The organism is Cupriavidus necator, assembly GCF_016127575.1.
Taxonomy (GTDB): domain Bacteria; phylum Pseudomonadota; class Gammaproteobacteria; order Burkholderiales; family Burkholderiaceae; genus Cupriavidus; species Cupriavidus necator_D.
This window is the reverse complement of record NZ_CP066018.1, coordinates 1,688,951-1,715,199: the sequence shown is the minus strand read 5'-3', so window position 1 is coordinate 1,715,199 and position 26,249 is coordinate 1,688,951. Positions and strand designations below refer to the sequence as shown.

General features: G+C 68.0%; 24 protein-coding genes. 16 read left to right on the top strand and 8 right to left on the bottom strand.

Annotated elements, in window-relative coordinates; all coding sequences use genetic code 11:
• The first annotated feature begins 1 nt into the window (after position 1).
• Together I6H87_RS07890 and I6H87_RS07885 are read left to right on the top strand one after the other, a co-directional pair.
• The gene (locus I6H87_RS07890) at positions 2-658 is read left to right on the top strand and encodes an exonuclease (RefSeq protein ID WP_041687562.1); all 657 of its coding nucleotides are present in this window, start codon (positions 2-4) and stop codon (positions 656-658) included.
• A 207-nt stretch (positions 659-865) separates the two neighbouring features.
• Positions 866-1,093 (top strand): hypothetical protein, encoded by a 228-nt coding sequence (locus tag I6H87_RS07885; protein ID WP_010812133.1) that lies wholly within the window; start codon positions 866-868, stop codon positions 1,091-1,093.
• Between the two features lie 88 nt (positions 1,094-1,181).
• On the opposite strand, the gene arsC is transcribed toward I6H87_RS07885, so the two are convergent.
• Positions 1,182-1,541: an arsenate reductase (glutaredoxin) gene (gene arsC / locus I6H87_RS07880; RefSeq protein WP_010812134.1), complete on the bottom strand. Its 360-nt coding sequence runs from the start codon at positions 1,539-1,541 to the stop codon at positions 1,182-1,184.
• Between the two features lie 174 nt (positions 1,542-1,715).
• On the opposite strand from arsC, the gene I6H87_RS07875 reads away from it, so the two are divergent.
• Together I6H87_RS07875 and I6H87_RS07870 are read left to right on the top strand one after the other, a co-directional pair.
• On the top strand, positions 1,716-2,297 hold the full coding sequence (locus tag I6H87_RS07875; protein WP_010812135.1) for a GNAT family N-acetyltransferase: 582 nt from the start codon (positions 1,716-1,718) through the stop codon (positions 2,295-2,297).
• A 97-nt stretch (positions 2,298-2,394) separates the two neighbouring features.
• Positions 2,395-2,679 (top strand): hypothetical protein, encoded by a 285-nt coding sequence (locus tag I6H87_RS07870; protein WP_011616204.1) that lies wholly within the window; start codon positions 2,395-2,397, stop codon positions 2,677-2,679.
• A gap of 87 nt (positions 2,680-2,766) precedes the next feature.
• On the opposite strand, the gene I6H87_RS07865 is transcribed toward I6H87_RS07870, so the two are convergent.
• Together I6H87_RS07865 and I6H87_RS07860 are read right to left on the bottom strand one after the other, a co-directional pair.
• Positions 2,767-4,035, bottom strand: a complete 1,269-nt coding sequence (locus tag I6H87_RS07865) for a M20/M25/M40 family metallo-hydrolase (protein WP_010812137.1) — start codon at positions 4,033-4,035, stop codon at positions 2,767-2,769.
• 57 nt (positions 4,036-4,092) lie between these two features.
• Positions 4,093-5,349 (bottom strand): allantoate amidohydrolase, encoded by a 1,257-nt coding sequence (locus I6H87_RS07860; RefSeq protein WP_011616205.1) that lies wholly within the window; start codon positions 5,347-5,349, stop codon positions 4,093-4,095.
• Between the two features lie 425 nt (positions 5,350-5,774).
• Between I6H87_RS07860 and I6H87_RS07855 the strand changes: the two genes are divergently transcribed.
• From I6H87_RS07855 to I6H87_RS07835, 5 genes are all read left to right on the top strand, one after another.
• The gene (locus I6H87_RS07855) at positions 5,775-7,175 is read left to right on the top strand and encodes a C4-dicarboxylate transporter DctA (protein WP_010812139.1); all 1,401 of its coding nucleotides are present in this window, start codon (positions 5,775-5,777) and stop codon (positions 7,173-7,175) included.
• A 48-nt stretch (positions 7,176-7,223) separates the two neighbouring features.
• Positions 7,224-7,916 (top strand): GntR family transcriptional regulator, encoded by a 693-nt coding sequence (locus I6H87_RS07850; RefSeq protein WP_010812140.1) that lies wholly within the window; start codon positions 7,224-7,226, stop codon positions 7,914-7,916.
• A gap of 576 nt (positions 7,917-8,492) precedes the next feature.
• Positions 8,493-9,296, top strand: a complete 804-nt coding sequence (locus tag I6H87_RS07845; protein WP_011616206.1) for an SDR family oxidoreductase — start codon at positions 8,493-8,495, stop codon at positions 9,294-9,296.
• A gap of 49 nt (positions 9,297-9,345) precedes the next feature.
• Positions 9,346-10,125 (top strand): enoyl-CoA hydratase-related protein, encoded by a 780-nt coding sequence (locus tag I6H87_RS07840; protein WP_010812142.1) that lies wholly within the window; start codon positions 9,346-9,348, stop codon positions 10,123-10,125.
• 26 nt (positions 10,126-10,151) lie between these two features.
• Positions 10,152-10,988 carry a crotonase/enoyl-CoA hydratase family protein gene (locus I6H87_RS07835; protein WP_011616207.1) on the top strand — a complete coding sequence of 279 codons (837 nt, stop codon included), beginning with the start codon at positions 10,152-10,154 and terminating at the stop codon, positions 10,986-10,988.
• A gap of 10 nt (positions 10,989-10,998) precedes the next feature.
• Here I6H87_RS07835 and I6H87_RS07830 read toward each other — a convergent pair whose 3' ends face one another.
• The 3 genes from I6H87_RS07830 to I6H87_RS07820 form a co-directional block, all read right to left on the bottom strand.
• The gene (locus I6H87_RS07830) at positions 10,999-11,379 is read right to left on the bottom strand and encodes a DUF2784 domain-containing protein (protein WP_010812144.1); all 381 of its coding nucleotides are present in this window, start codon (positions 11,377-11,379) and stop codon (positions 10,999-11,001) included.
• A 17-nt stretch (positions 11,380-11,396) separates the two neighbouring features.
• Positions 11,397-12,317 (bottom strand): LysR family transcriptional regulator, encoded by a 921-nt coding sequence (locus I6H87_RS07825; RefSeq protein ID WP_010812145.1) that lies wholly within the window; start codon positions 12,315-12,317, stop codon positions 11,397-11,399.
• A gap of 148 nt (positions 12,318-12,465) precedes the next feature.
• Entirely contained in the window at positions 12,466-13,161 is a 696-nt protein-coding gene (locus tag I6H87_RS07820; protein WP_011616208.1) for a hypothetical protein, read from the bottom strand.
• 283 nt (positions 13,162-13,444) lie between these two features.
• On the opposite strand from I6H87_RS07820, the gene gcl reads away from it, so the two are divergent.
• The 7 genes from gcl (at position 13,445) to I6H87_RS07785 (ending at position 24,715) form a co-directional block, all read left to right on the top strand.
• Positions 13,445-15,229, top strand: coding sequence for a glyoxylate carboligase (gcl, locus tag I6H87_RS07815; RefSeq protein ID WP_010812147.1), 1,785 nt, complete (start codon positions 13,445-13,447; stop codon positions 15,227-15,229).
• 111 nt (positions 15,230-15,340) lie between these two features.
• On the top strand, positions 15,341-16,123 hold the full coding sequence (gene hyi / locus I6H87_RS07810) for a hydroxypyruvate isomerase (protein WP_010812148.1): 783 nt from the start codon (positions 15,341-15,343) through the stop codon (positions 16,121-16,123).
• A 57-nt stretch (positions 16,124-16,180) separates the two neighbouring features.
• The gene (gene glxR / locus I6H87_RS07805; protein WP_010812149.1) at positions 16,181-17,095 is read left to right on the top strand and encodes a 2-hydroxy-3-oxopropionate reductase; all 915 of its coding nucleotides are present in this window, start codon (positions 16,181-16,183) and stop codon (positions 17,093-17,095) included.
• Positions 17,096-17,161: 66 nt separating this feature from the next.
• A complete protein-coding gene (locus I6H87_RS07800; RefSeq protein WP_011616209.1) occupies positions 17,162-18,484 on the top strand; it encodes a glycerate kinase type-2 family protein in 1,323 nt (440 codons plus the stop codon).
• A gap of 109 nt (positions 18,485-18,593) precedes the next feature.
• The gene (pyk, locus tag I6H87_RS07795; protein ID WP_011616210.1) at positions 18,594-20,057 is read left to right on the top strand and encodes a pyruvate kinase; all 1,464 of its coding nucleotides are present in this window, start codon (positions 18,594-18,596) and stop codon (positions 20,055-20,057) included.
• Positions 20,058-20,289: 232 nt separating this feature from the next.
• Entirely contained in the window at positions 20,290-21,159 is an 870-nt protein-coding gene (gene ypfJ / locus I6H87_RS07790) for a KPN_02809 family neutral zinc metallopeptidase (protein ID WP_010812152.1), read from the top strand.
• Between the two features lie 412 nt (positions 21,160-21,571).
• Complete coding sequence (locus tag I6H87_RS07785) at positions 21,572-24,715, top strand: multidrug efflux RND transporter permease subunit (RefSeq protein WP_011616211.1); 3,144 nt, start codon at positions 21,572-21,574, stop codon at positions 24,713-24,715.
• 158 nt (positions 24,716-24,873) lie between these two features.
• On the opposite strand, the gene I6H87_RS07780 is transcribed toward I6H87_RS07785, so the two are convergent.
• Together I6H87_RS07780 and rnk are read right to left on the bottom strand one after the other, a co-directional pair.
• Positions 24,874-25,287 carry a hypothetical protein gene (locus I6H87_RS07780; protein WP_010812154.1) on the bottom strand — a complete coding sequence of 138 codons (414 nt, stop codon included), beginning with the start codon at positions 25,285-25,287 and terminating at the stop codon, positions 24,874-24,876.
• A 281-nt stretch (positions 25,288-25,568) separates the two neighbouring features.
• Entirely contained in the window at positions 25,569-25,988 is a 420-nt protein-coding gene (gene rnk / locus I6H87_RS07775; RefSeq protein WP_011616212.1) for a nucleoside diphosphate kinase regulator, read from the bottom strand.
• Between the last annotated feature and the right edge of the window lie 261 nt (positions 25,989-26,249).

Here is a 26,249-nt window from a genome sequence, read left to right as displayed (position 1 = left end):
CGTGGCCAAGCGACAGGTGCCCGACACCCGCCCGGAGATCTACGTCAGCACCGACGTGGAAGCCGACGGCCCGATCCCGGGCCCGCATTCGATGCTGTCGTTCGCGTCCGCGGCAATGCTGGCGGACAAGACCGTGGTGGGCACGTTCTCCGCCAACCTCGAGACCCTGCCCGGCGCCGCCGGCCACCCGGTGCAGATGCAGTGGTGGCAAACCCAGCCCGAAGCCTGGAGCGCCTGCCGGCGCGACCTGCAGCGCCCCGAGGACGCCATGGTCCGCTATGTCGAATGGGTCGAGAGCCTGCCCGGCAAGCCGGTCTTCGTGGCCTTTCCGGCCGGCTTCGATTTCACCTGGATGTTCTGGTACATGATGCGGTTCGCCGGGCGCTCGCCCTTTGGCTGGGCCGCCCTCGACATCAAGACGCTGGGCTTTGCGCTGACCGGGCGCCCCTACCGCAAGACCGTCAAGGCGGCCTTCCCGGCCGCCTGGATGGATCCGCTGCCGCACACCCATGTGGCGCTGGACGATGCGCTCGAACAGGGTGCGCTGTTCTGCAACATGCTCGCTACGCTGCGTGAGCGCGAGGCCGCACTGGCCAGCCTGGCGTCCGATGTCGCAGCGGACGCTAGCGAGCCCTCACCTTCGTCCGAGCAGCCCTGAACGGTTGCTGCGCCGCGGCAGCCAAGGCGGCATGCCCCTTGCAGGCTTTGCGTTCGCATCCCACGCCAGCGCGCCTATAGTAGAAGCGGATATGGCGTACCGGGCGAAACGAGCCACAGACTATCCGGCGCACTTGCGCAGCCACGCCATATGCCGTTTGAGCCATGTTGCCCGGATCGCGCGGCGCCTGCCGAGGAGGTGTCGATCATGCGTTTTCATACCGACCTGCACTTGAGAGACCTGGCCGGCCGGATCCATTGGCCGCATGCCACGCGGGGCGCCACGCCTATCACCCATCGCCACACCTCGGATGAGGACGCCGAAGTCGCCAAGGCCACGCTATACGTCAGCACGGTGACGCTGGTGGTGCTACTGGTCGTACTGGCGGCCATCGCTTTCGGTCAGGAGGCCATGCACTGGCTGGGTGTTCATTAGACGACCCGCCTGAAGCTGTTTGCCTCAAGCACCGGCCGGCCCCCACCACGTGGGGGCCGGTTTTATTTGGTGCCGTGCATGGGCTGGCTCAGGCCAGCAGCGGCGCCACGTTCTCGGGCGGCCGGCCGATCGCGGCGCGGCGGTTGCGCACCACCACCGGACGCTGCAGCAGGATCGGGTTGTCGGCCACGGCGGCCAGCAGCTCGGCCTCGGTCAGGCCAGGATCGGCCAGGCCCAGATCGGCGTACGGCGCTTCGTTGTCGCGCAGCATCTCGCGCACCGGCACGCCCAGCATGGTGTGCAACTGGCGCAGCGTGGCCAGCGACGGCGGCTCTTTCAGGTATTCCACGATTTCCACCGGTTCGCCCAGCCGCTCGCTGGCGGCCTGGACCAGGGCGAGCGTTTCGCGCGACTTGGAGCAGCGGGGGTTGTGGTAGATGGTGATCATGGCAGGGTCCTTTCTTGTCGTTGCCGTGCCCCGCCCCGGGGCGTTGGCACTAATGCGGTGCAAATCAATCCGCACTATATACAAGACACCGGCCCTCGCGCAGCATCACGCTGGTGCAAGTGGCCGGCACGCATCCTGCGTTGCCCCAAGTCCTTGCATAGGGCGCCATTCCCGATGACTTCCACTACCGTTTCCGCCACGACGCCGTCCGCCGGCACGCGCAAACCCTTCACCCTGCGCGACGCCACACCCGCCGACGTTCCTGCCATCCACGCCATCTACGCGCACCATGTGCTGCACGGCCGCGCCTCGTTCGAGGAAACGCCGCCGAGCCTGGACGAGATGCAGCTGCGTTTTGCCGAAGTCCACCGCAAGGGCCTGCCCTACCTGGTCGCCGTGCGCGACGGCGAGGTGCTGGGCTATGCCTATGCATCGTCCTACCGCGCGCGCAGCGCCTACCGCTTCGCCATCGAGGATTCGATCTATATCGACCACCGCCGCGTCGGCGAGGGCCTGGGCCAGGCCCTGCTGGCCGAACTGGTCGCCCGCTGCGAGACCGGTCCCTGGCGCCAGATGGTCGCCGTGATCGCCTGCACCGCCGGCGGCGAAGGCGCCGGTTCGCTGGCCGTGCATGAGCGCCTGGGCTTCCGCACCGTCGGCCGGCTGGAGGCGGTGGGGTTCAAGCACGGGCAATGGATCGATACGGTGCTGATGCAGCGGGTGCTGGGGGTGGGGGCGACGACGCTGCCGGCGTAGGAGGAATCGGCCGCGGCAAGTTCAGACGTGTCCCATAGTCGCGCAGGTGCCCTGGTATCGACAATGCGTATACTTCGTCATTACAAGGACATTGGACATGCTGGTGTCGGAAGAAGCCCCGTTCATTCTCACGCTGAACCCGCAATTGCGTGACGCATTCATAGCCGAGGCCGCGGCTGAGGGCCTTACCACCTCGCAGGTTGCTGAGGCGCTGGTGCGCGAGTATCTGGCGCGGCGCAGGCAGGCACGCGACGAGGAGGTCCTTTTCCAGCAGATGATTGAGGAAGGCAGGGCTTCGATGCGTGCCGGCATCGGCATTCCGAATGAGCAGGTGGAAGCAGAGTCCGCCGCGTGGTGTGCCGCGATATTGCGGAAAGCTTGAGAACAAGAAAGCAAAGCGCCACGGGGTCTCCGTGGCGCTTTTGCGTTGGCCGACCGCCTGTTGGCGGTCCGGCTCAATCGAAATGACTTACTTCATCAGGTCCGACAGCGCCAGCGCCACCACCTTGGTCGCGCGGTTCAGGTCGTTCAGGCGCAGGTTCTCGTCCGAGTTATGGCCGCGGGCTTCCATCAGCGTGCGCGGGCCGGCGCCGTACAGCACGGTCGGGATGCCGCGCTTGGTGTAGTGGCGCGCGTCGGTGTAGAGCGGCACGCCTTGCACCGGGATCTCCACGCCGAATACGGACTCGGCACGGCTCTTCAGCGCGCCGATCAGCTTTTCCACGCCCGGCAGTTCCGACAGCGGCTCGGCCAGGATGATGCGCTCGACCTTCACTTCGATGCCCGGACGGTCCTTGGCGGCCTTTTCCACCACGGCGCGGATCTCGCCTTCGGCGTCGAAGCCGATTTCCTCGGGGATCATGCGGCGGTCGACGCGGAAGGTCACCAGGTCAGGCACCACGTTGGTATTGATGCCGCCCTTGATCAGGCCGACGTTCAGCGTGGCGGTGTCGATGCCCGGCACCTTCGACTTGCGCGTGGCCAGCTCGGCGCGCAGGCCGTAGATGGCTTGCAGGATGTGGGTGGCGGCTTCGATCGCATCCACGCCCGTATGCGGCATGGCGGCGTGGCCCTGCTTGCCCTTGACCGTCACTTCGACGTGCAGGCAGCCGTTGTGCGACGAGGTGATGCCGTACGAGAAGCCGGCCGAGATGGCGTAGTCGGCCTTGCTCAGGTTGTTGTCGAGCAGGAACTTGGGACCGATGTCGCCGCCGGTTTCCTCGTCATAGGTGAACTGCAGCTCAACCGCGCCGTTGATCCTGGCGCCCTGCTTCTCTGCTTCCATCAGCGCCAGCACGGCGTAGGTGTAGGTGGCGAAGTCAGATTTGGATACTGCCACGCCGCGGCCGTACATGACCGGGCCGTGCTCGCTGTCGGCCACTTCACCGCCGTACGGGTCCTTGGTCCAGCCCAGGCCCGGGGGCACCACGTCGCCGTGGGCGTTCATGGCGATGGTCGGGCCGCCCGTGCCGAACTGCTTGCGCACGATCAGGTTGGTGGCGCTGATCATGCCGGCTGCCTTCACCAGCTCGTCCGGCACCTTGTGCGCCTCCACCGTGAAGCCCAGGCCCTCCAGCAGTTCCTTGGCGCGCTTGCCATGGGCGTCGCAGTCGCCTGCGGGGTTGTCCGAGGGCACCTTGACCAGTTCGGCCAGGAAAGCTTCCTGTTCCGGACGGTGCTGGTCGATGAACTGCGTCAGCGTGGTTTCAGTGGGGTTCATATTGTCTCGTGCGGTCATGACTTGTTCTCTCAACTACGGAGGGGTTCGGGTGGGTTCCGGGGAATCTGCGCTGGCTTACTGCGGCAGGCGGAAGTGCTCGACGAAATCGCTGAACACGCGCGCGGACAGGGCGGCGTCCTCGGCGGTCATGGTTTCGGTGGGATGGTGGCTGATGCCGCCGTTGCCGCAGCGCACGAACAGCATGGCGACGTCGGCGATGGCGGCAATGGCCATGGCGTCGTGGCCGGCGCCCGACGGCAGGTGGCGCACCGGCACGCCCTGGCGGGCAATCGCGGCGGCCCATTGCTCTTGCAGCCACGGGGCGCAGGGAACACTCTTCGCCTCATGGGTCTTGCGCACCTGCGTGCGCACGTTGCGGCGCGCGCACACGCGCTCGATCTCGGCCAGCACGTCGTTGACGGCGGCCTCGCGCTCGGCGTCAGCGCCGGCGCGGATGTCGATGGAGAACACGGCGCGGCCCGGCACCACGTTGGCGGCGCCGTTGGGCACGTTGAACTGGCCGACCGTGCCGACCAGGCCCGGCTTGCCGCCGCAGCGCTTCTCGATATACAGGCCGATCTCGGCCCCGGCCATGGCGGCGTCGCGGCGCATGTCCATCGGCACCGTGCCGGCGTGGCCGGCCAGGCCTTCGAGCTCGACGATAAAGCGGGTGGCGCCGGAGATTGCCGTCACCACGCCCACCGGCAGGTTTTCATTGAGCAGCACCGGACCTTGTTCGATGTGGACTTCGATGAAGGCCGCGACCTTGCTGCTGTCATGCCTGGCGGCGGGCAAGGCAGCGGCGTCGAAACCGGCCTCGCGCATCACCTGGCGCATGGTCTTGCCGCTGTCGTCGACGTTGTCCAGCACGTTGTTGTCGAAGGTGCCGGCGATGGCGCGGCTGCCCAGCAGCGTGGCCTTGAAGCGCACGCCCTCTTCCTCGGCAAAGCCGACCACCTCGATCGCAAACGGGAAGCGCTTGCCCTGGCGGTTCCATTCGGCCACGCACGCGATCGGCAGGATCACGCCGAGGTTGCCGTCATAGCGGCCGCCGTCGCGCACGGTGTCGAAGTGCGAGCCCGTCAGCAGCGCCGGCGCATCGGGCGAAGTGCCCTCATAGCGGCCGATCACGTTGCCGGCGGCGTCGCGCCGCACCGTCATGCCGGCCTGCTGCATCCATTCGGTCAGCTGCGCGGCGGCGCCGTGGTGGGCCTCGGTCAGGTAGGTACGGGTGAGCATGCCGGGCTGCTCGGTGTGGACGGCCAGGGCGTCGGCCCAGGCCATGATGCGCGTGCCAGTCTCTGCGGCGGACGGCGACGGATTTGCTGCCATGCGTTGTCTCCTGCTGGAAGTGCGTGAACGCCGCGGCGGGTGGTCCGGCAAGACCCGCCGGCGTCTGCCGCAAGGCCTGCCGGCGCGGGCGTGGCGCCCGGGCCGAAGCTCTATTCTGTGCGATTCATGTTAGCACAGTGAATTCAAAAATTGCATACAAAAATGATATGCACTATATTCGCTTCCACGTTCAGACAATTTGCCGCGGACAATCCGGTCCGGACAGGCGATTGCGTGGATTCCGCCTCAACAGGGGGGCCATCCGCGAAGTGGCGCGCTCCCGACCCGGAAGCCAGCACGGAACGTAAGGCCGGCAGCCACCCGCCAGTAGAGCAGTACGGGGCCGCCGGTGATTCCTGGATCAGATGGGCCAGCCAGCGCCAGCCAATGGACAGGCGCCGGACCGGCCCGGTACGGAGACAACCATGCAGCATGCAGTTCCCTCGCAGCCCCGCCCCGGCGCCCCCCAGCCCCGTTTGCACATCCGCTTCACCCGTTCGCTGTTTGGCCAGGTGCTGATTGCCCTGGTAATTGGCACGGCACTCGGCCTGGCATTCCCTGAATTCGCCGCCAAGCTCAAGCCGCTTGGCGATGCCTTTATCAAGCTGATCAAGATGCTGATCGGCCCGATCGTGTTCTGCGTGGTGGTGGCCGGCATCTGCGGCGCCGGCGAGCTGAAGAAGGTCGGCCGCGTCGGCATCAAGGCGGTGGTGTACTTCGAGATCGTCACCACCATCGCGCTGGCGCTGGGCATCCTGCTGGCCTATGTGTTCCAGCCCGGCGTCGGCATGAATGTCGACCCGCGTTCGCTCGATGCGTCGGCCATCGCCGGATTTATCGACAACGCGACCAAGGTGAAGGACCAGGGCACGGTCGACTTCCTGCTCAAGCTGATCCCCAATACCGTGTTCGGCGCCTTTGCCAACGGCGACGTGCTGCAGGTGCTGCTGGTGTCGATCCTGTTCGGCTGCGCGCTGTCTCTGGTGGGTGAGCCGGGCCGGCCGCTGGTCAGGCTGATCGACACCTTCTCGCATACGCTGTTCAAGATGATGGGCTTCATCATCAAGCTGGCGCCGCTGGGCGTGCTGGGCGCGGTGGCCTTCACCGTGGGCAAGTACGGCATCGGCTCGCTCAAGCAGCTCGGCTTCCTGGTATTCCTGTTCTACGGCGCGGTGATCGTGTTCGTGCTGGTGGTGCTGGGCACCATCATGCGCGTGTGCGGCTTCTCGGTGATCAAGCTGATCCGCTACCTGCGCGCCGAGCTGCTGGTGGTGCTGGGCACGGCCTCGTCCGACAGCGTGCTGCCGCAGGTGATGAAGAAGCTGGAGTTCATGGGCATCAAGAAGTCGGTGGTGGGCCTGGTGATCCCGACCGGCTACTCGTTCAACCTGGATGCGTTCTCGATCTACCTGACGCTGGCCGCGGTTTTTATCGCGCAGGCGACCAACACGCCGCTGGCGATGGGCGACCTGCTCGGCATCCTGGCGGTGGCGCTGGTCACCTCCAAGGGCGCGCACGGCATCCCCGGCTCGGCCATCGTGATCCTGGCCGCGACGCTGTCGGCACACCCGGCGATTCCCGCCATCGGGCTGGTGCTGGTGCTGTCGGTGGACTGGTTCATCGGCATCGCGCGTGCACTGGGCAACCTGATCGGCAACTGCGTGGCGACCGTGGTGGTGGCCGCCTGGGAGAAGGATATCGACCGCGAACGGGCCCATGGCGTGCTCAACGGCGCCATCGAGGCGACCGACCTGGATGCTGGCCTGGCCGCGATGGCGGAGGACGGCGTTACCGCCGGTTCTCCGGTCCCTGCGCCGGGGCGATAGAATCACGCCATCTCCCCAACCGCGCAGCCCCTGCGCAAGTGCGCTGCCATGCCCGAGCATATCGATCCTGACATGACCGCCGAAGCGATCGCCGAAGACATTGTCGCGGCCATCGTTTCGCACCGCCTGCCGCCCGGCACCAAGCTGCGCGAGGAGGCCCTGGCCAGTGTCTACCGCGTCAGCCGCACCAAGGTGCGCGCGGCGCTGCTGATGCTGTCCAAGGACAAGGTCATCCAGATCGTGCCCGACAAGGGTGCCTTCGTGGCCAAGCCCAGCGCCGAGGAGGCGCGCGAGGTCTTCGCGGTGCGCCGCATCCTGGAAGCGGCGCTGGCGCGCGAGTTCGTTGCCAAGGCGACCCCGGCCGACTACAAGCGCATCGACCGCCACCTGGCGGCCGAACGCAAGGCGCTGGGTGGCAACGATGCGCAGGTACGCACCCGGCTGCTGGGCGACTTCCATATCGTGCTGGCCGAGGTGGTCGGCAACGGCGTGCTGACCGAGATGATGCGCGAGCTGTCGACGCGCAGCGCGGTCATCACCATGCTGTACCAGTCGCGCCGCGACGCGGCCTGCTCGTCGGACGAGCACCGCGAATTCATCGAGGCCGCCCGTGCCGGCGATGTCGAGCGGGCCGTCACGCTGATGGTGGACCACCTGGGCCACGTGGAAGGTGCGCTGCATTTCGAGGAAACCGCGCCGGTGTCGCGCGGCAAGGACCTGGTGACCGCGCTGCTCGCGTAGGCGTCTGCTTGACGTGAGTCAAAGCGGCCACTGCCGCCCGCGCGCACACTTGACCCCGCCATGAAGACGCGGGGGCGCACTTCATGAGCACTCTGCCTTCCGGCACCTCATCGTCGGAAGGCCGCCCGCACGCTGCAACGGTGTGCGGGCTTTCTTTTTTCTGAGGACTGGGTTTTGCGCTGCGGAATGGCGCCCTGTCCCGCCGCCTGGCCGCGACGCAGTCCCGCACCCGTTTTTTCCTTTCCCGCCAGCTAGTTGCAGCGCCCGGAAGGCATTCCCGGCGCCGCCATTGTTGCGTCCGCGGTGGCCGGCATTGCCGGCAATACGCGAGATCGAATCCCGGCTTCGGGTTAGGATGCCGGAGGCCCGAGCCAGAGGCCGGCGCCGCCCCCCGCAGGATCCGGGGCGGACGCACACCAGAACAGAAACATGGAGACCGTCATGCGCCATCGCGCGATACCTGCGCTGCAGCCACGCCGCCGGCGCTAGCTCTCCCCTGCATTTCGCAACGCCACGGTCCTGCCTGACGCCGGATCGCGGCCCGCATCGCATGACCATCGATCGAGAGGACTTCCCATGCCCAGTGCCTTCCGCCCCGACGCCTTTGCCGGCAAGACCATATTCGTCGCCGGCGCCTCCTCCGGCATCAACCTCGGCATCGCGCACGGCTTCGCGCGCGCCGGGGCGAAGCTGGCGCTGATCAGCCGCACCGACGAGCGCATCCAGGCCGCCGCCGACACCATCACCGCGGCCGGCGGCACCGCCATCGGCATGGCCGCCGACGTGCGCGACTATGCCTCAGTGGAAGCGGCCTTCGCACGCGCCCAGGACAAACTGGGACCGATCGACGTGGTGATCTCCGGCGCCGCGGGCAACTTCCTCGCGCCCGTGGTCGGCATGTCGGCCAATGCCTTCAAGACGGTGGTCGATATCGACCTGCTCGGCACCTTCAACGTGTTCCGCGCCAGCTTCGACCACCTGGCCAAGCCGGGTGCGTCGCTGATCGCGATCACCGCGCCGCAGGCGGTCAACGCCATGATGTTCCAGGCCCATGCCTGCGCCGCCAAGGCCGGCATCAACATGCTGATCAAGTGCCTGGCGATGGAATGGGGCCCGGCCGGCGTGCGCGTGAACGGCATCTCGCCCGGCCCGATCGCCGACACCGAAGGCATGGCGCGGCTGGCGCCCACGGCCGAGATGGAGGCGCGCTACAAGGCCCGCCTGGCGCTGCGCGACTACGGCACCAAGGACGATATCGCCGATGCCGCGATGTACCTGAGCAGCGACAACGCGCACTACGTCACCGGCACCATCCTCGACTGCGACGGCGGCAGCAAGCTGGGCGACGCCTCCGCCGACGCGCTGAAGAAGCCGCAGTAAGTTTCCGCACCCGCACCGAACCACGACCAAGCAACAAGGAGAACCACCCATGACGGCATCCGTCCTCTATCAAGCCAGCGAAGGCGTGGCCACGCTGACCCTGAACCGCCCGGACGTGCTCAACGCGATGAACGGCGACCTGATGCGCGAGCTGCGCGAGGGCGTTGAGCGCGCCGCCGGCGATGCCGGCGTGCGCGCCGTGCTGATCACCGGCGCGGGCCGCGGCTTCTGCGCTGGCGCCGACCTTGCCGCGCGCGGCAAGGATGGCATCTCCGATTCCGGCACGCTGCTGCGCGAGCGCTACCACCCGATCATCATGGCGCTGCGCCAGATGCCCAAGCCGGTCGTCACCGCGGTCAACGGCGTGGCCGCCGGTGCCGGCATGAGCCTGGCGCTGGCGGGCGACGTGGTGCTGGCGGCCCGCTCGGCCAGCTTCCTGCAGGCCTTCTCCAAGATCGGCCTGGTCCCGGACGCCGGCAGCACCTACTTCGTGCCGCGCTATGCCGGCGAGATGCGCGCCCGCGCGCTGGCCATCCTGGCCGAGAAGATCGATGCCGAGGAGGCCCAGCGCATCGGCCTGGTGTGGAAGGTCCACGCCGACGACGCGCTGCAGGACGAGGCCGGCAAGCTGGCCCGCCACCTGGCCACCATGCCGACCATGGCCTACGGCATGATCAAGGAAGCCCTCAACCAGAGCTTCGACAACGACCTGGCCGCGCAGCTCGAAGTGGAGGCCACGCTGCAGTCGCGCGCCAGCCGCAGCGATGACTGCAAGGAAGGCGTAGCCGCCTTCATGGAGAAGCGCAAGCCCCAGTTCAAGGGCCGTTGAGAACCCGCATCACAAGGAGCCAGCGCATGAGCGCCAGCAGCAACGAACGTATCCTCGTCACCATCGAAGACGGCGTCGCCGACGTCCGCCTGAACCGCCCCGACAAGATGAACGCGCTCGACCAGGCCATGTTCGACGCGCTGATCGAGACCGGCGAGCAACTGGCGCGCATGCCCGACCTGCGCGCCGTGGTCCTGTCAGGCGAGGGCCGCGCCTTCTGCGCGGGGCTGGACATGGGCCGCATGGCGGGCATGTTGTCGGGCGGTGGCGGCGAATCCCGCAACGACAGCATCGGCGCGGGCCGCCTCGGCAAGCGTACCAACGGCATGTCCAATCGCCCGCAGTACGCGTGCATGGTCTGGCGCGAACTGCCGGTGCCGGTTTTCGCCGCGGTCCACGGCGTGGCTTTCGGCGGCGGGCTGCAGGTGGCGCTGGGCGCTGACGTACGCTACGTCGCGCCCGATACCAGGCTGTCGGTCATGGAAATGAAGTGGGGGCTGGTGCCCGACATGGCCGGCATGGTGCTCACGCGCGGCCTGGTGCGCCCCGACGTGCTGCGCGAGCTGATCTACAGCGCGCGCGTGCTGAGCGGCACCGAAGCCTGCGAACTGGGCCTGGGCACCTACCTCGCCGACGACCCGCGCGCCGCGGCGCTGGAAGCCGCGCGCCAGGTGGCACAGAAGAACCCGGATGCGATCCGCGCGGCCAAGCGCCTGATGGCGGTGGTGGAGCGCGGCGACAATGCCGCCATCCTGCAGGCCGAGTCCGACGAGCAGGACCGGCTGGTCGGCTCACCCAACCAGCGCGAGGCAGTGCTGGCCAATATGCAGAAGCGCGCGCCGCGCTTCGAGCCGGCGGGCTGAAGCAAGCCGCTCAGTGGTGGTGCCGCGCGGCTCGCCGGCGGCGCCACCACAACGCATAGACCACCACGTTGACCACCAGCACCACCGCGCCGAGCCACAGCTGCACCGCGGGCGTGAGCCCGGCCGGATAGATCAGCGGCAACAGGTAGCGCTCGACAAAACCGCCGCTGTAGCCCGCCTGTCCCGCGGCCCGGCGCAGCATGTTTTCCAGCGGCGTCAGCGGGCAGATCCAGCCGGACCATTCGATCAGCACGCCCCACACCGCCGCCGGCAGGTGCAGCCATGCGACACGCGGCCAGCGCAACACCAGCAGGCCGCCCGCCACCACGAACAGGATAAACAGCCCGTGCACGATGACCACCAGGTCGGCCAGCCAGGCTGTGATCGGCATCGCGCTCGGCGGCGGCCTCAGTTGCCGCCCGCCGTGTCCATCCAGTAGCCCGGGCGCGCGAACTGCGCCTTCAGGTGCTCGATGAAGAAACGGATCTTGGCCGGCACCGGCCGCTGCTGCGGGTACACGGCAAGGATGTCGTAGGCCGGCAGCGCGTATTCGTCCAGCACCGTGATCAGTTCGCCGCTTTCCAGCTGCGGCAGGATCTCCCAGGTCGAGCGCCAGCCCAGGCCCAGGCCCTCGCCGGTCCAGCGGTGCAGCAGCTCGCCGTCGTTGCAGTCCAGGTTGCCGTTGACGCGCACGGTCACGGTCTTGCCGTTCTGGCTGAAGTACCAGCCGCGCTGCTGGCCGCCCTGCAGGTTGAACGCCAGGCAGTTGTGCTGGGCCAGGTCGTCCAGCGTCTGCGGCACGCCGTACCTGGCGAAGTACGCCGGCGTGCCGCACACCACGCGCTTGTTCGAGGCCAGCTTGATCGCGACAAAGTTCGGGTCGATGGCGCCGCCGATGCGGATGCCGACGTCATAGCCTTCGCGCACCAAGTCGACCACGCGGTCGGTCAGGTTGAACGAGATCTGCACTTCCGGGTTGGCCGAGAGGAACGCCGGCGCGTGCGGTGCCACGTGCTTGCGCCCGAACGCCGCCGGTGCCGAAACGATCAGGTGGCCGGTGGCCTTGTGCTTGCCTTCGGCGATCAGCATCTCGGCGCGGTCCAGGTCGGCCAGCGCCTTCTTGCACTGCTCCATGAACACCGCGCCCTGCTCGGTCACGGCGATGCGGCGCGTGGACCGGTGCAGCAGCTTGACGCCGATGCGGGCTTCCAGCGCGTTGATGCGGCGGCCGATCATCACCGGCGTCACGTTCTGCGTGAGCGCCGCGGCCGCCATGCTGCCGTGCTCCACCACGGCGATAAAGGCTTCGATTTGCTTGAGTTTGTCCATCGGATATTCGTCTCCCGGGCGCCATTGTGCGGCATCCCCGGGGATGTGGCATCCCTGCGCGGCTGATGGGCAGGATCGCGGCATCCGCATACGGCCGCGTCAGGGCCGCTACCAGGGGCATGCCGCGTCACCCCAAGCCGGTGCGGAATCAGGCGGCCGGAGCCGCCCGCGCCCTGACCTGCGCGTTCATCTCGGCCGCTTCGCCCAGCACATGGGCCAGCCGCCGCAGCGGCCGGCTGCATTGCACGTGCAGGTACAGGTAGCAGGCCGCGCCGGTCACCACCATCACGCCGTAGAGCCACAGCAGCGTCCCGGCCATGGCCTGCTGGCGCGGCAGTGCCGCCACCACGGCCGCGGCCGGCGCCAGTGCCAGCAGCCCTGCCAGGGTGCGCGCAGCACCTTCCCACAACCGCAGTTGCAACACCACACGCCGCTGGCGCGCCTGCAGCTGCTGCGGCGGGATGCGCGCCAGCCGGCGCAGCAGCGCATCCTCGGCCACGCTGTGGCGGTCCATCTCGGCGGCCTGCCAGCGCAGCGGATGGCGCAGCCTGGCCAGCACGGTGCCGGCGCGCGTGAGTCCGGCGCCGACGTAACAGGCGGCCGACAAGGCCAGCAGCGCCTCGAAGGTCCGCAGCGACCACGGCGGCACCGGGTGCTTCAGCCACAGCCGCCAGACGGCCAGGGCCGCGCCACTCAGGATGGTCGCGACCAGCGCCGCGATAAAGCCCGCCCACAGCGCGCGCCCGAGGCGGCCGCCCGGCGCCGGAGGGTAGGCGGCCGGCCCGGGCGGGACGGCGACAAGCGCCTCAAGCAGTTCGTAAGTAGACGGCAGCCTGGAATACATGGTCGGCCCGGATGGCGAGGAATCCCGCCATTTTGCCGCACTGCGCTGCGGCGGCCGGCCGGCGCGGCCCCGTACCCACCGCTGCGCTGCGTGCCCGCACCGTCACACCACATATCCAATTGCGTACCCCGGCGTACCCCCGCCGACCGTCCGATCTGGCTTCCAAGGCGATATTGCGTACCCCAGGTATCGAATCAACTGATCTCCCTTCTGTTTATCCCACCCCGCCTGCGGGAATAGGATCGACTCCAACGGAATTCACACCATCACTGGAGACAAGATCATGGCAAAGATGAGAGCAATCGACGCGGCAATCGCCGTGCTGGAGAAGGAAGGCGTGACCACGGCATTCGGCGTGCCGGGCGCGGCCATCAACCCGTTCTACTCGGCAATGCGCAAGTCGGGCAACATCAACCACGTGCTGGCCCGCCACGTCGAGGGCGCCTCGCACATGGCCGAAGGCTACACCCGTGCCGAGCCGGGCAACATCGGCGTCTGCGTCGGCACCTCGGGCCCCGCCGGCACCGACATGATCACCGGCCTGTACTCGGCCTGGGCCGATTCGATCCCCATCCTCTGCATTACCGGCCAGGCCCCGCGCGCCCGCCTCTACAAGGAAGACTTCCAGGCCGTCGATATCGAGTCGATCGCCAAGCCCGTGACCAAGTGGGCCGTGACCGTGCGCGAGCCGGCCCTGGTGCCGCAAGTGTTCCAGCAAGCCTTCCACATCATGCGTTCGGGCCGCCCGGGTCCGGTGCTGATCGACCTGCCGTTCGATGTGCAGGTGGCCGAGATCGAATTCGATGTCGACACCTACCAGTCGCTGCAGCCGTACAAGCCGGCAGCCTCGCGCGCCCAGATCGAGAAGGCCATCTCGATGCTGAACGCGGCCGAGCGCCCGCTGATCGTGTGCGGCGGCGGCGTGATCAACGCCGACGCGGCGGATCTGCTGGTCGAGTTCGCTGAACTGGTCAACGTGCCAGTGGTGCCGACCCTGATGGGCTGGGGCGTGCTGGCCGACGACCACCCGCTGCAAGCCGGCATGGTCGGCCTGCAGACCTCGCACCGCTACGGCAACGCCACGCTGCTGGCTTCGGACTTCGTGATGGGCATCGGCAACCGCTGGGCCAACCGCCACACCGGCAGCGTCGATGTCTACACCAAGGGCCGCAAGTTCGTGCACGTCGATATCGAACCCACCCAGATCGGCCGCGTGTTCGGACCTGACCTTGGCATCGTGTCGGACGCCAAGGCCGCGCTGGAACTGTTCGTTGAAGTTGCCCGCGAAATGAAGATGGCCGGCCGCCTGCCGTGCCGCAAGTCGTGGGTGGCCGACGTGCAGAAGCGCCGCCGCACCATGCAGCGCAAGAGCGATTTCGACAACGTGCCGGTCAAGCCGCAGCGCGTGTACCGCGAGATGAACCAGTACTTCCCGCGCGACGTGCGTTATGTCAGCACCATCGGCCTGTCGCAGATCGCCGCGGCCCAGTTCCTGTCGGTCAATGAGCCGCGCCACTGGATCAACTGCGGCCAGGCCGGCCCGCTGGGCTGGACCATCCCGGCCGCGATCGGCGTGAAGACCGCCTCGCCGGATTCGGATGTGGTGGCGATCTCGGGCGACTACGACTTCCAGTTCATGATCGAAGAACTGGCCGTGGCCGCGCAGTTCAAGGTGCCGTACATCCACGTGGTGGTGAACAACTCCTACCTCGGCCTGATCCGCCAGGCGCAGCGCAACTTCGAGATGGACTACTGCGTGCAGCTGGCCTTCGACAACGTCAACTCGCCTGAACTGAACGGCTACGGCGTGGACCACGTCAAGGTGGTCGAGGGCCTGGGCTGCAAGGCGATCCGCGTGTTCAAGCCGGAAGACATCGCCCCGGCCTTCGCCGAAGCGCGCGACCTGATGGCCGAGTTCTCGGTGCCGGTGGTGGTCGAGGTGATCCTGGAGCGCGTGACCAATATCGCGATGGGCACCGAGATCGACAACGTCAACGAATTCGAGCCGATCGAAGACCTCGAGGACATCGAGGAAGCGATCCTGAAGGAAGAAGTGGAAACGGCGTAAGCGGCACCATTCCAACATGGAAGCGCGGGCCACGGCCCGCGCAAATCCAGCGCCCCTGCATCACCGGTTCTGCACCGGCAGAACGACAACACAACTAAACCGGAGAGACTCATGACTAAACTTGCGGCCAACCTCACCATGCTGTTCAATGAAGTCGGTTTTCTCGACCGCTTCGAAGCCGCCGCGCGCGCGGGCTTCCGCGGCGTGGAATTCCTCTTCCCCTATGCCTTCCATGCGGATCAGATCGCTGACCGCCTGAACCGCTTCCAGCTGGACCTGGTGCTGCACAACCTGCCCGCCGGCAAGTGGGAAGCGGGCGAGCGCGGCATTGCCTGCCACCCGGACCGCGTCGGCGAGTTCCAGGACGGCGTGGGCGAGGCCATCAAGTACGCCAAGGTGCTGGGCGTGCGCCAGCTGAACTGCCTGGTCGGCATCCAGCCGCAGAACGTCAAGCGCGAGCAGGCCCAGGAAACGCTGGTGGAAAACCTGCGCTTCGCCGCCAGCGCGCTCGCTGCTGAGCATATCGACCTGCTGGTCGAGCCGATCAACACCTTCGACATCCCCGGCTTCTTCCTGTCGCGCACGCAGCAGGCGGTGGACCTGATCAACCAGGTCAATGCGCCCAACCTGTACGTGCAGTACGACATCTACCACATGCAGCGGATGGAAGGCGAGATCGCCAACACCATCAAGGCCAACCTGCCGAAGATCAAGCACGTGCAGCTGGCCGACAACCCGGGCCGCAATGAACCGGGGACCGGCGAGCTGAACTACCGCTTCCTGTTCAAGTTCCTGGACGAGATCGGCTACAACGGCTGGATCGGCTGCGAGTACAAGCCGAAGACCACCACCGAAGCCGGCCTGGGCTGGCGCGCCGAGCACGGCGTGCAGTAACGGGTTACCACCTACGCCAACCAAGACAGACTTAATCTCATTCAAGGAGACATCAACATGGCAAACCAACGCAACGTCGGCTTCATCGGCCTGGGCATCATGGGCGCACCGATGGCGGGCCACCTGCGCGCCGCCGGCCACACGCTGTTCGTGCATGACGTCAACCCGGCCCCGCAAGCGCTGGTCGATGCAGGCGTGACCGTCTGCACCAGCGCCGAGGAAGTCGCCAAGCGTGCCGACATCATCGTCATCATGGTGCCGGACACCCCGCACGTGGAAGCCGTTCTGTTCAGCGAAAAGGGCGTGGCCGCCGCGTTCAAGGCTGCCGGCAAGGAAGCCAGCCACAGCAAGATCGTGGTCGACATGAGCTCGATCTCGCCGATCGCCACCAAGGACTTCGCCGCGCGCATCAACAAGCTGGGCGCCTCGTACCTGGATGCTCCGGTGTCGGGCGGTGAAGTGGGCGCCAAGGCTGCTTCGCTGACGATCATGGTCGGCGGCCCGCAGGAAGCCTATGACCAGGTCAAGCCGCTGTTCGACCTGATGGGCAAGAACGTCACGCTGGTCGGTGGCAACGGTGACGGCCAGACCACCAAGGTGGCCAACCAGATCATCGTCGCGCTGAACATCCAGGCCGTGTCCGAAGCCCTGCTGTTCGCCTCCAAGGCCGGCGCCGATCCGGCCAAGGTGCGCCAGGCGCTGATGGGCGGCTTTGCGGCTTCGCGCATCCTGGAAGTGCACGGCGAGCGCATGGTCAAGCGCACCTTCGACCCGGGTTTCCGCATCGAACTGCACCAGAAAGACCTGAACCTGGCGCTGCAGGGTGCCAAGGCACTGGGCGTGGCACTGCCCAACACCGCCACCGCGCAGGAGCTGTTCAACACCTGCGCCGCCAACGGCCTGGGCAAGCAGGACCATTCGGCCCTGTGCCGCGCGATCGAGATCATGTCTAACCACCAGATCGCCAAGTAAGCAGCAACCACGTCGTCCCCGCCCTGCGGGGACGACTAGCTTTCCCCGTCAGCACCAGGACTTTTCATGCTCGCCACCGAACCTCAAGCCGCCCTGCTCTCGCCCCAGCGCGCCGCAGCGCATCCCGCACAGTCCGACGCGCGCGCGCTGTTGCGCGACCTGTTCGACACCGCGGTCGCTTCCGTCAGCGCTAGCCATTGCCTGCCGCCGCACCTGCCCACGCCGCCCAAGGGCCGCACGGTGGTGATCGGCGCCGGCAAGGCCGCTGCCGCGATGGCGCAGGCGGTCGAGGCGCACTGGCAAGGCGAGCTGTCGGGCCTGGTGGTGACGCGCTACGGCCATGGCGCCGATTGCCAGCGCATTGAAGTGGTCGAAGCCGCGCATCCCGTTCCCGACGAAGCCGGCCAGCGCGCCGCGCAGCGCATGGTGGAACTGGTGCAGGGCCTGACCGCCGACGACCTGGTGCTGTGCCTGATTTCCGGCGGCGGCTCCGCGCTGCTGGCCGCGCCCGCGCCGGGCCTGACGCTGGCCGACAAGCAGGCCGTGAACAAGGCGCTGCTCAAGAGTGGCGCGAGCATCGGCGAAATGAACTGCGTGCGCAAGCACCTGTCCGCGCTCAAGGGCGGACGCCTGGCGCTGCACTGCGCCCCGGCCCGCGTCGAGACCCTGCTGATTTCCGATATCCCCGGCGATGACCCGACCCTGATCGCAAGCGGCCCGACGCTGCCCGACGCGACCACCTGCGCCGACGCGCTGGCCGTCATCGCCAAGTACGGCATTGAAGTCCCCGCCAACGTGCGCGCCCACCTGGAGAGCGGCGCCGGCGAAACGCCCAAGCCCGGCGATGCCCGCTTCGAAGGCCACCGCAACGTGACGCTGGCCACCGCGCAGCAATCGCTGGAAGCCGCGGCCGCGCGCGCGCGTGAACTGGGCTACGAGGCCCACATCCTGTCCGACTGCATCGAAGGCGAAGCCCGCGAAGTGGCCGAAGTGCACGCTGCCATCGCGCGCCAGGTGGCGCAGCGCGGCCAGCCCTTCAGCAAGCCCTGCGTAATCCTGTCCGGCGGCGAGACCACCGTGACCGTGCGCGGCAAGGGCCGCGGCGGGCGCAATGCCGAGTTCCTGCTGGCCCTGGCGGTGGCGCTCGACGGCCTGGCCGGCGTGCACGCAATTGCCGGCGACACCGACGGCATCGACGGCTCCGAGGACAACGCCGGCGCGCTGCTCTCGCCCGACACCCTGACCCGCGCCGCCGCGCGCGGTCTGTCGGCGCGCGCGCACCTGGACAACAACGACGGCTACGGCTTCTTTGCCGGCGTGGGCGACCTGATCGTCACCGGCCCGACCCGCACCAATGTGAATGACTTCCGCGCCATCCTGATTGTGTAGGTCCTGCAGTCGTCAGCGCAGTACCGCCATACCGAAGCAGTCGTTCACCTGAACAGCATTACCCGGCGCGCCACATGGCGCGCCGTCCGCGAATGGAAGAGGAGACATCATGAGACGCCAGCGCAAAGCGAAGATCGTTGCCACGCTTGGACCCGCAAGCACCGACATCGCGGTAATCCGCGAACTGTTCGAGGCGGGCGCCGACGTGTTCCGGCTGAACTTCAGCCACGGCACGCACGAAGACCACCGCGCGCGCTACGATGCCGTGCGCAAGATCGAGGCCGAAACTGGCCGCCCGATCGCGATCCTGGCCGACCTGCAGGGCCCGAAGCTGCGCATCGGCACCTTCGCCGCCGGCAAGGTCGCGGTGCGCGCGGGCGATGTATTCGTGCTCGACAGCGATCCCACCCCGGGCGACGGCACCCGCGTCTACCTGCCGCACCCCGAACTGTTCGCCGCCGCGCAGCCGGGCCAGTCGCTGCTGATCGACGACGGCAAGGTACGCCTGTCGATCGAGGCGGTGACCACCGGCACCATCACCACGCGCGTGGTCAACAACGGCACGCTGTCCGACCGCAAGGGCGTGAACGTGCCCGACGCCGTGATCCCCATCCCCGCGCTGACCGAGAAGGACCGCAAGGACCTGGACTTCGCGCTGTCGCTGGGCGCTGACTGGATCGGCCTGTCGTTCGTGCAGCGCCCGTCCGACATCGTCGAAGCGCGCGAGATCGTCGGTACCCGTGCCGGCATCCTGTCCAAGATCGAGAAGCCGGCCGCGCTGCAGCAGCTCGAAGAGATCGTGCGCGTGTCCGATTCCGTGATGGTGGCGCGCGGCGACCTCGGCGTGGAACTGCCGCCCGAGCGCGTGCCCGGCGTGCAGAAGCGCATCCTGCGCGTGTGCCGCCAGCTGGGCAAGCCGGTGGTGATCGCCACGCAGATGCTGGAATCGATGATCGACTCGCCGGTGCCGACCCGCGCCGAAGCGTCGGACGTGGCCAGCGCCATCTATGAAGGCGCCGACGCGGTGATGCTGTCGGCCGAGTCGGCCAACGGCCGCTACCCGGTGCCGGCGGTGTCGATGATGAACCGCATCGTCACCGAGGTGGAACGCGACCCGCTGTACCGCAACCTGCTCGACGCCCAGCACGAGACCCCGCTGAACACGCGCCAGGATGCGATCTGCGCGGCGCTGCGCGAAGTCACGCAGATCATCGGCGCCGTCGCGACCGTGACCTACACGTCCTCGGGCGCCACCGCGCTGCGCGCCGCGCGCGAGCGGCCGTGCGCACCGATCGTCAGCATCACGCCAAACCTGGAAATCGCGCGCCGCCTGGCCATTGCCTGGGGCGTCCACTCCACCGTGAGCCCGGATGTGCAGAGCGTGGATGAAATGGTCGAAGCCGCCACGCGCGCGGCGGTGGCCGAAGGTTATGCCGTGCCTGGCGACCAGATCACCATCGCCGCGGGGATGCCGTTCGGGCAAGGCGGGACCACCAACCTGCTGCGCGTGGCTGAAGTTGGCGCCAGCGCGGTGGCAACCGCACCGGCTGCGCGCGAGGCCGCCTTGGCCTGACCGCGCTGCTTGCGTTCCCGTCCCGGAACGTTCGCGTCATGACGGAACCGGGTGCAGACCCGGTTTCTTTGTTTTGCCGCACACCGCCTGCGTTGCCCGTCTCCAGGGCGAGTGGGTGGTGTTTTTTTGTTTGGGCCTGGTGTCCGGCACCGAAAACAGCAGCTGACACTGGATTGCTATACTGCTTGCCATCCTCCCACCCCGCAATTTCCCCTCCCCCCCGGAGTCCCCCATGCGCCTAGATGACGAAGCCGAAAGCCAGCACGTTGAAGACCGCCGCGGCGGATTCGGCGGTGTCGGCGGCAAGACCATCGGCATCGGCACGGTCATCGTCGCGCTGGCGGCGTCCTATTTCTTCGGCATCGACCCGATGCTGATCATGCAGGGCGCCTCGGTGCTGCAGGGCTCCGGCCCGCAGCAGCAACAGCAGCAGGCGAACCGCCCGCCGGCGACGGATCAGATGACGGTGTTCACGCGCAAGGTGCTGGGCAATACCGAGCGCACCTGGCAACACATCTTTGAAGCCCAGCTGAACCGCCGCTATGCGCCCCCCACGCTGGTGCTGTTCTCGGGCGCCACACCCACGGCATGCGGCACCGGCCAGTCGGCGATGGGTCCGTTCTACTGCCCCGGCGACCAGAAGGTCTATATCGACCTGGCCTTCTATGACGAGCTGCGCCAGCGCTTCGGCGCCAGCGGCGACTTTGCCCAGGCCTATGTGATCGCGCACGAGATCGGCCACCATGTGCAGAACCTGCTGGGCGTATCGGACAAGGTCGACAGCGCGCGCCGCCGCATGGGCGAGGCGCAGGCCAACCAGCTCTCGGTGCGCATGGAACTGCAGGCCGACTGCCTGGCAGGTGTCTGGGCCGCCACCGCGCAGCGCGCCAACCAGCAATTGCTGGAGCCCGGCGATATCGAAGAAGGCCTGAAGGCCGCCGCCGCGATCGGCGACGACCGGCTGCAGCGCCAGTCGCAGGGCTATGTCGTGCCGGAGGCCTTTACCCATGGCTCCAGCGAGCAGCGCGTGCGCTGGCTGCGCCGCGGCATCGAGTCCGGCGATATCCGCAAGTGCGATACCTTCGCCTCGCGCGACCTGTAAGCGCAGGCTCCACCCCCGACGTGGGAAGGGTGCCGACAATGTGATGTTTGCGTTGCCCGGACTTTGTTCCCTGTCTATAATCGCCGGCAAGGCCGCATTGCGACGGCCAGTCGCCGGCGTCGATCCTCACCGATCCTTCCTGCCGCAGCGCCGGGTTCTCCCCTCAGGACCCCTGCAAGCGCCGCGGTGCACGCCGGCCCCGGTCTGCGGGCCACGCGCCCCCTGACCGACAGGCGACCCGACACGCGGCCAGATCTGCACCATCAGCAACATCGGCCCGGCTTTGCCGCGACTCGACGCCTCTTGCCGCTAAGCCTTGCGGCGTCTCCACACCCAAGCCGTTCCGTTCCAACCGCACCGGAGCCACGGCCGATCTTCACTTGCCGTGCGCCCGTGCCAGCCCTGACCTGACATGGCGTCGTTTTTCCTGAAGCGCCCGGCGTTTGCCTGGGTGCTGGCCATCCTGACCGTGGTAGCGGGCCTGGTGGCCCTGAACCGCATCCCCATCGCCCAGTACCCGGCGGTGGCGCCGCCCACGGTGATCGTCTATGCCGATTACCCGGGTGCGTCAGCGCGCACGGTGGAGGACCGCGTCACCGCGGTGCTGGAGCAGCAGATGCACGGCATCCCCGGCCTGCTCTACCTGGATTCCAGCAGCGAGGGCGGCACCGCCACGGTGACGCTGGGCTTCCGCCAGGGCACCGACCCGCAGCTGGCGCAGGTCAACGTGCGCAACCGCGTGGCGCAGGCCGAGCCCTTGCTGCCCGAGGCGGTGCGCCGCGGCGGCGTCTATGTCGACCAGGCCAGCAGCAGCGCCTTCATGTACGTGTCGCTGGTGTCCGACAGCGGGCAACTGGACGAGACCGCGCTGGGCGACTTTGCCGCGGGCTCGGTGCTGCCGCTGCTGCGCCGCCTGCCCGGCATCGGCAAGGCCGAGCCATACGGCGCCGAGTACGCGCTGCGGATCTGGTTCGATCCCGACAAGCTGCACGCCTTCAACCTGACCACGGCCGAGGTCGAGGCCGCCATCCGCGCGCGCAACGGCAACGTGACCCCCGGCCAGCTGGGCGCCGCGCCGGCGCTGCCGGGCCAGCCGTTCCAGGCGATCGTGCGTCCGCCCGCGCCGATGAGCGATGCGCAGGCGTTCGGGCGCATCGTGGTGCGCGCGGCCACCGACGGCTCGGCCGTGCTGCTGCGCGACGTGGCGCGGGTGGAGTTGGCCGCCAGCGACTACCGCTACGGCTCCACGCTGAACACTCGCAACGCCGCGTCGATCGGGCTGAAGCTGGCCGACGGCGCCAACGTGCTGCAGACCTCGCGCACCGTGCGCGCCGCGCTCGATGCCGCCAGCAAGGGCTTCCCCGGCGACGTGCGCTATGAGATCTCTTACGACGGCGCCACCTTCGTGCAGGCGTCGATCTCGCGCGTGGTGCTGACGCTGGTCGAAGCCACGGTGCTGGTATTCCTGATCCTGTACCTGTTCCTGGGCAACCTGCGCGCCACGCTGATCCCGTGCATCGTGGTGCCGGTATCGCTGCTGGGCACGGTCGCGTGCCTGTATGCGCTGGGGCTGTCGCTGAACGTGATCACGCTGTTCGGCGTGGTGCTGGCGATCGGCATCCTGGTGGACGACGCCATCGTGGTGGTCGAGAACGTCGAGCGCATCATGCGCACCGACGGCGTGGGCGCGATGCAGGCCGCGGCGCGCTCGATGCGCGAGGTCTCGGGCGCGCTGGTGGCGGTGACGCTGGTGCTGTGCGCGGTGTTCGTGCCGATGGCGTTCTTCGGCAGCGCGGTGGGCGTGATCTACCGGCACTTCGCGGTGACGCTGGCGGTATCGATCGCGTTCTCGCTGTTCTTTGCGCTGACGCTGGCGCCGGCCATGTGCGCCAGCCTGCTGCGCCACAGCGCGGCGCCGGCGCGCGGGCCGCTGGCCTGGTTCGATGCGCGCTTTGCCGCCTTCACCGGGCGCTATGCCGGCTGGGTGCAGGCGCTGCAGCGCAGGCGGCTGCGCTGGCTGGCGGTCTACCTGGCGTTGACGCTGGCATGCGGCTACGCCTTGTGGAAGATGCCCAGCGGCTTCCTGCCAGAAGAGGATACCGGCGAGATCGTGGTCGATGTCGAGCTGCCCGCCGGCAGCACGCAGGCCGACACGCGCCGGCTGGTGGCCGGGCTGGAACAGTGGATGCGCGACCAGCACTACCCGGTGCATTCGAGCTTTGCCGTGCTGGGCTGGTCCAGCGGCGGCAGCGGCGAGCAGCGCGCCAGCCTGTATATCGGCCTGACCGACTGGAAAGCGCGCGGACGCAAGCACACGGCCCAGGCCGTGCTGGAGCGGCTGTCGGCCGGGCTGGAAACCTGGCCAGGCCGCGGCGCGGCGCAGCTGTTTGCGTACAACAGCTCGGCGCTGCCGGAACTGGGCAGCATCGGCGGCCTGGACATGCGCCTGGTGGCGCGCCAGCCGGTGGGGCGCGAGGCGCTCTTCGCCGCGCGCGACAAACTGCTTGAGCGCGCCAGGCAGGACCCGGTGCTGGGCGAGGTGCGCGCCACCACCGGCCAGCCGGTGCCGGCGCTGGACCTGAAAATCGACTACCGCAAGGCCGAGGCCTTCGGCGTCGATGCCGATACCGTGCACCACACGCTGTCGGCCACGCTGGGCTCGCGCTATATCGACGAAGTCGCGCGCGAGGGCCGCGTGCGCCGCGTGATCCTGCAGGCCGACGCGCCGTTCCGCATGCAGCCGGACCAGCTCGCGCGCGTGCACGTGCGCAACGCACAGGGCGCGATGGTGTCGCTGGCCGCGTTCGCCTCGCTGGAATGGGGGCGCGGCGAGGTCACGCTGGAGCGCTTCGACGGCTTCAGCTCGGTGCGCATCAATGCCGAGGTCGCGCCGGGCCACACCACCGGCGCGGCCATGACGCGGCTGGCCGAACTGGTGCGCGAGCTGGGGCCGGAATACGACGTGCGCTGGACCGGGCGCGCCTTCGAGCAGGAGCAGACCGGCACGCAGGCGCCGTGGCTGTTCGCGCTGTCGCTGCTGTTTATCTTCCTGTGCCTGGTGGCGCTGTATGAAAGCTGGACCCTGCCGCTGGCGGTGATCGCGATCGTGCCGACCGGCCTGATGGGCGCGGCCGCGGCGATCTGGCTGCGCGGCATGCCCAACGATGTCTACTTCAAGGTGGGTGTGGTGGTGATCATGGGGCTGGCGGCCAAGAACGCGATCCTGATCGTCGAATATGCCGAGCAGTTGCGGCGCAGCGGCGCGGGCATGGGCGCGGTGGAGGCCGCCACGCGCGCGGCGCGCCAGCGGCTGCGGCCGGTGGTGATGACCTCGCTGGCCTTTGTGCTGGGCGTGGTGCCGCTGGCAATCAGCACCGGCCCGGGCGCGGGTGCGCAACAGGCGGTCGGCACCGGCGTACTGGGCGGCATGCTGGGTGCGACGGTGCTGGGTACGCTGGCGGTGCCGCTGCTCTATGCCGCGATCGCGCGCAGGTTGCCGCGCGCGCAGCCGGAGCCCGGACACGACTCGACCGCCACGCAGCCGCCTTCGGCATGAGGAGCATGCCTGCGCGCTAACGCGGTCACGAGCCGAGGGAAGAGAAAAGCGCCTGCCTGGCGAAGAGAGAAGGAGGAGGAGGTCAGCCGGGCAGGCGGGAGAGAAAACTTGCGGCCACCGCAGTGGCCGCACGAGGTCTTTGGGAAGACCTGCGAGGATCAGACGCGATAGCCGTACAGCGAGCCGTCACCCGTGCGGGAATTGTCGAGCGCACGATCGGCAATATCACCGGTGAAGGTGTGCGCACCTTCGCTGAAGGTATCGAACTTGTCCTTCTTCGAGATCTCGCCGCTGAAGCTATGCGAGCCTTCGGTGAAGCTGTCGAACTTGCCGTCGCGGCGCGAGCCTTCCGAGTACGGGTCGAAGCGGCCGGTGCGGGCTCCGTCCGTGTATGTATCGAACTTGCCTTGCTTGGCGCCGTCCGTATACACATCGTACTTGCCGGCCTTCAGCGCATCGGCGTACACATCAAACTTGCCAACCTTGCTGGCAGCGGGGGCAGCCAACGCCACAGCGGACGCGGCGACCGCCGCGAACACAAGCGCGCCGCCAAGGATACGTCTGGCGATCATTTGGGACTCCTTCAACTGATTTCGTCGTTCTTTCTTGTATGGACCGGGATGAGACTCCGGCCGCCCTGCAATCTATGTTGCGATGCGAGCACGGACTGAAGATTAGTCACAGTCCGCGCAAGCAGAAATACCGCTGCGACGAATGGTGCGTTGCGAGTCGTGAAACGTCTGGCTTGCCGATGAATGGTGTCGATGGATTGCCGGGCACACGCGGCGCAGGACGCGCCTGCGTGGCCCCGGCAGCACGCCTCAGGCGGCTGGGATTTGGCTCAGGATGCGGCTCAAAGCGTGTACTGGCCGCTGGCTTCCGGCTGGAACGCGATCCCGGCGACACTCACCTGCTGCTCGCGGCCGTCGGGCAGCCGGTAGCTGACGGTCTGGCCGGCGCGCGCGCCCAGCAGCGCCTGGCCCACCGGCGACAGCACCGACAGCCGGCCGGCATCAAAGTCGGCCGCGTCGGGGTACACCAGCGTCCAGTTGCGCGGGGCCTGCTCGCCCGGCAGGTTGCAGACCAGGCGCGTGTTCATGGTGACCACGTCGGTCGGGATCTCTTCTGGCGCGACGATGGTGGCGCGCGCCAGCAGGCTGTCGAGCATGTCCTCAAGCTGCGCCGAGTCGGCGCGGCTGGCGATGCGCTCCAGGCGGGTCACGTCGAGTTCGGTCAGGTACAGGGTGGCGGTATTCGTTTTGGTGGCCGTCATGGCGGGTCCTCCGGCAGTCAGGTGGTTTGGCGCGGCCCGGCCAGCATGGCAGGCGGCGGCGGTCAGGTCTTGCAGGTCTGGCGTTTGCGCAGCAGCGCGGACATCAACGAATCCGGCGCGGGCCTTGCGGCAGCGGCCGGAAAACTGAAAACGCTGGCTCGGGCCCGGTTCGGCCCGGGCCCCGCTATGGAGACGAATCAGGCTGGGAACCGGGCGGAATCAGGCGGTGTGCTGATCCGGCGGGGAGAGACCGCGCTCGCG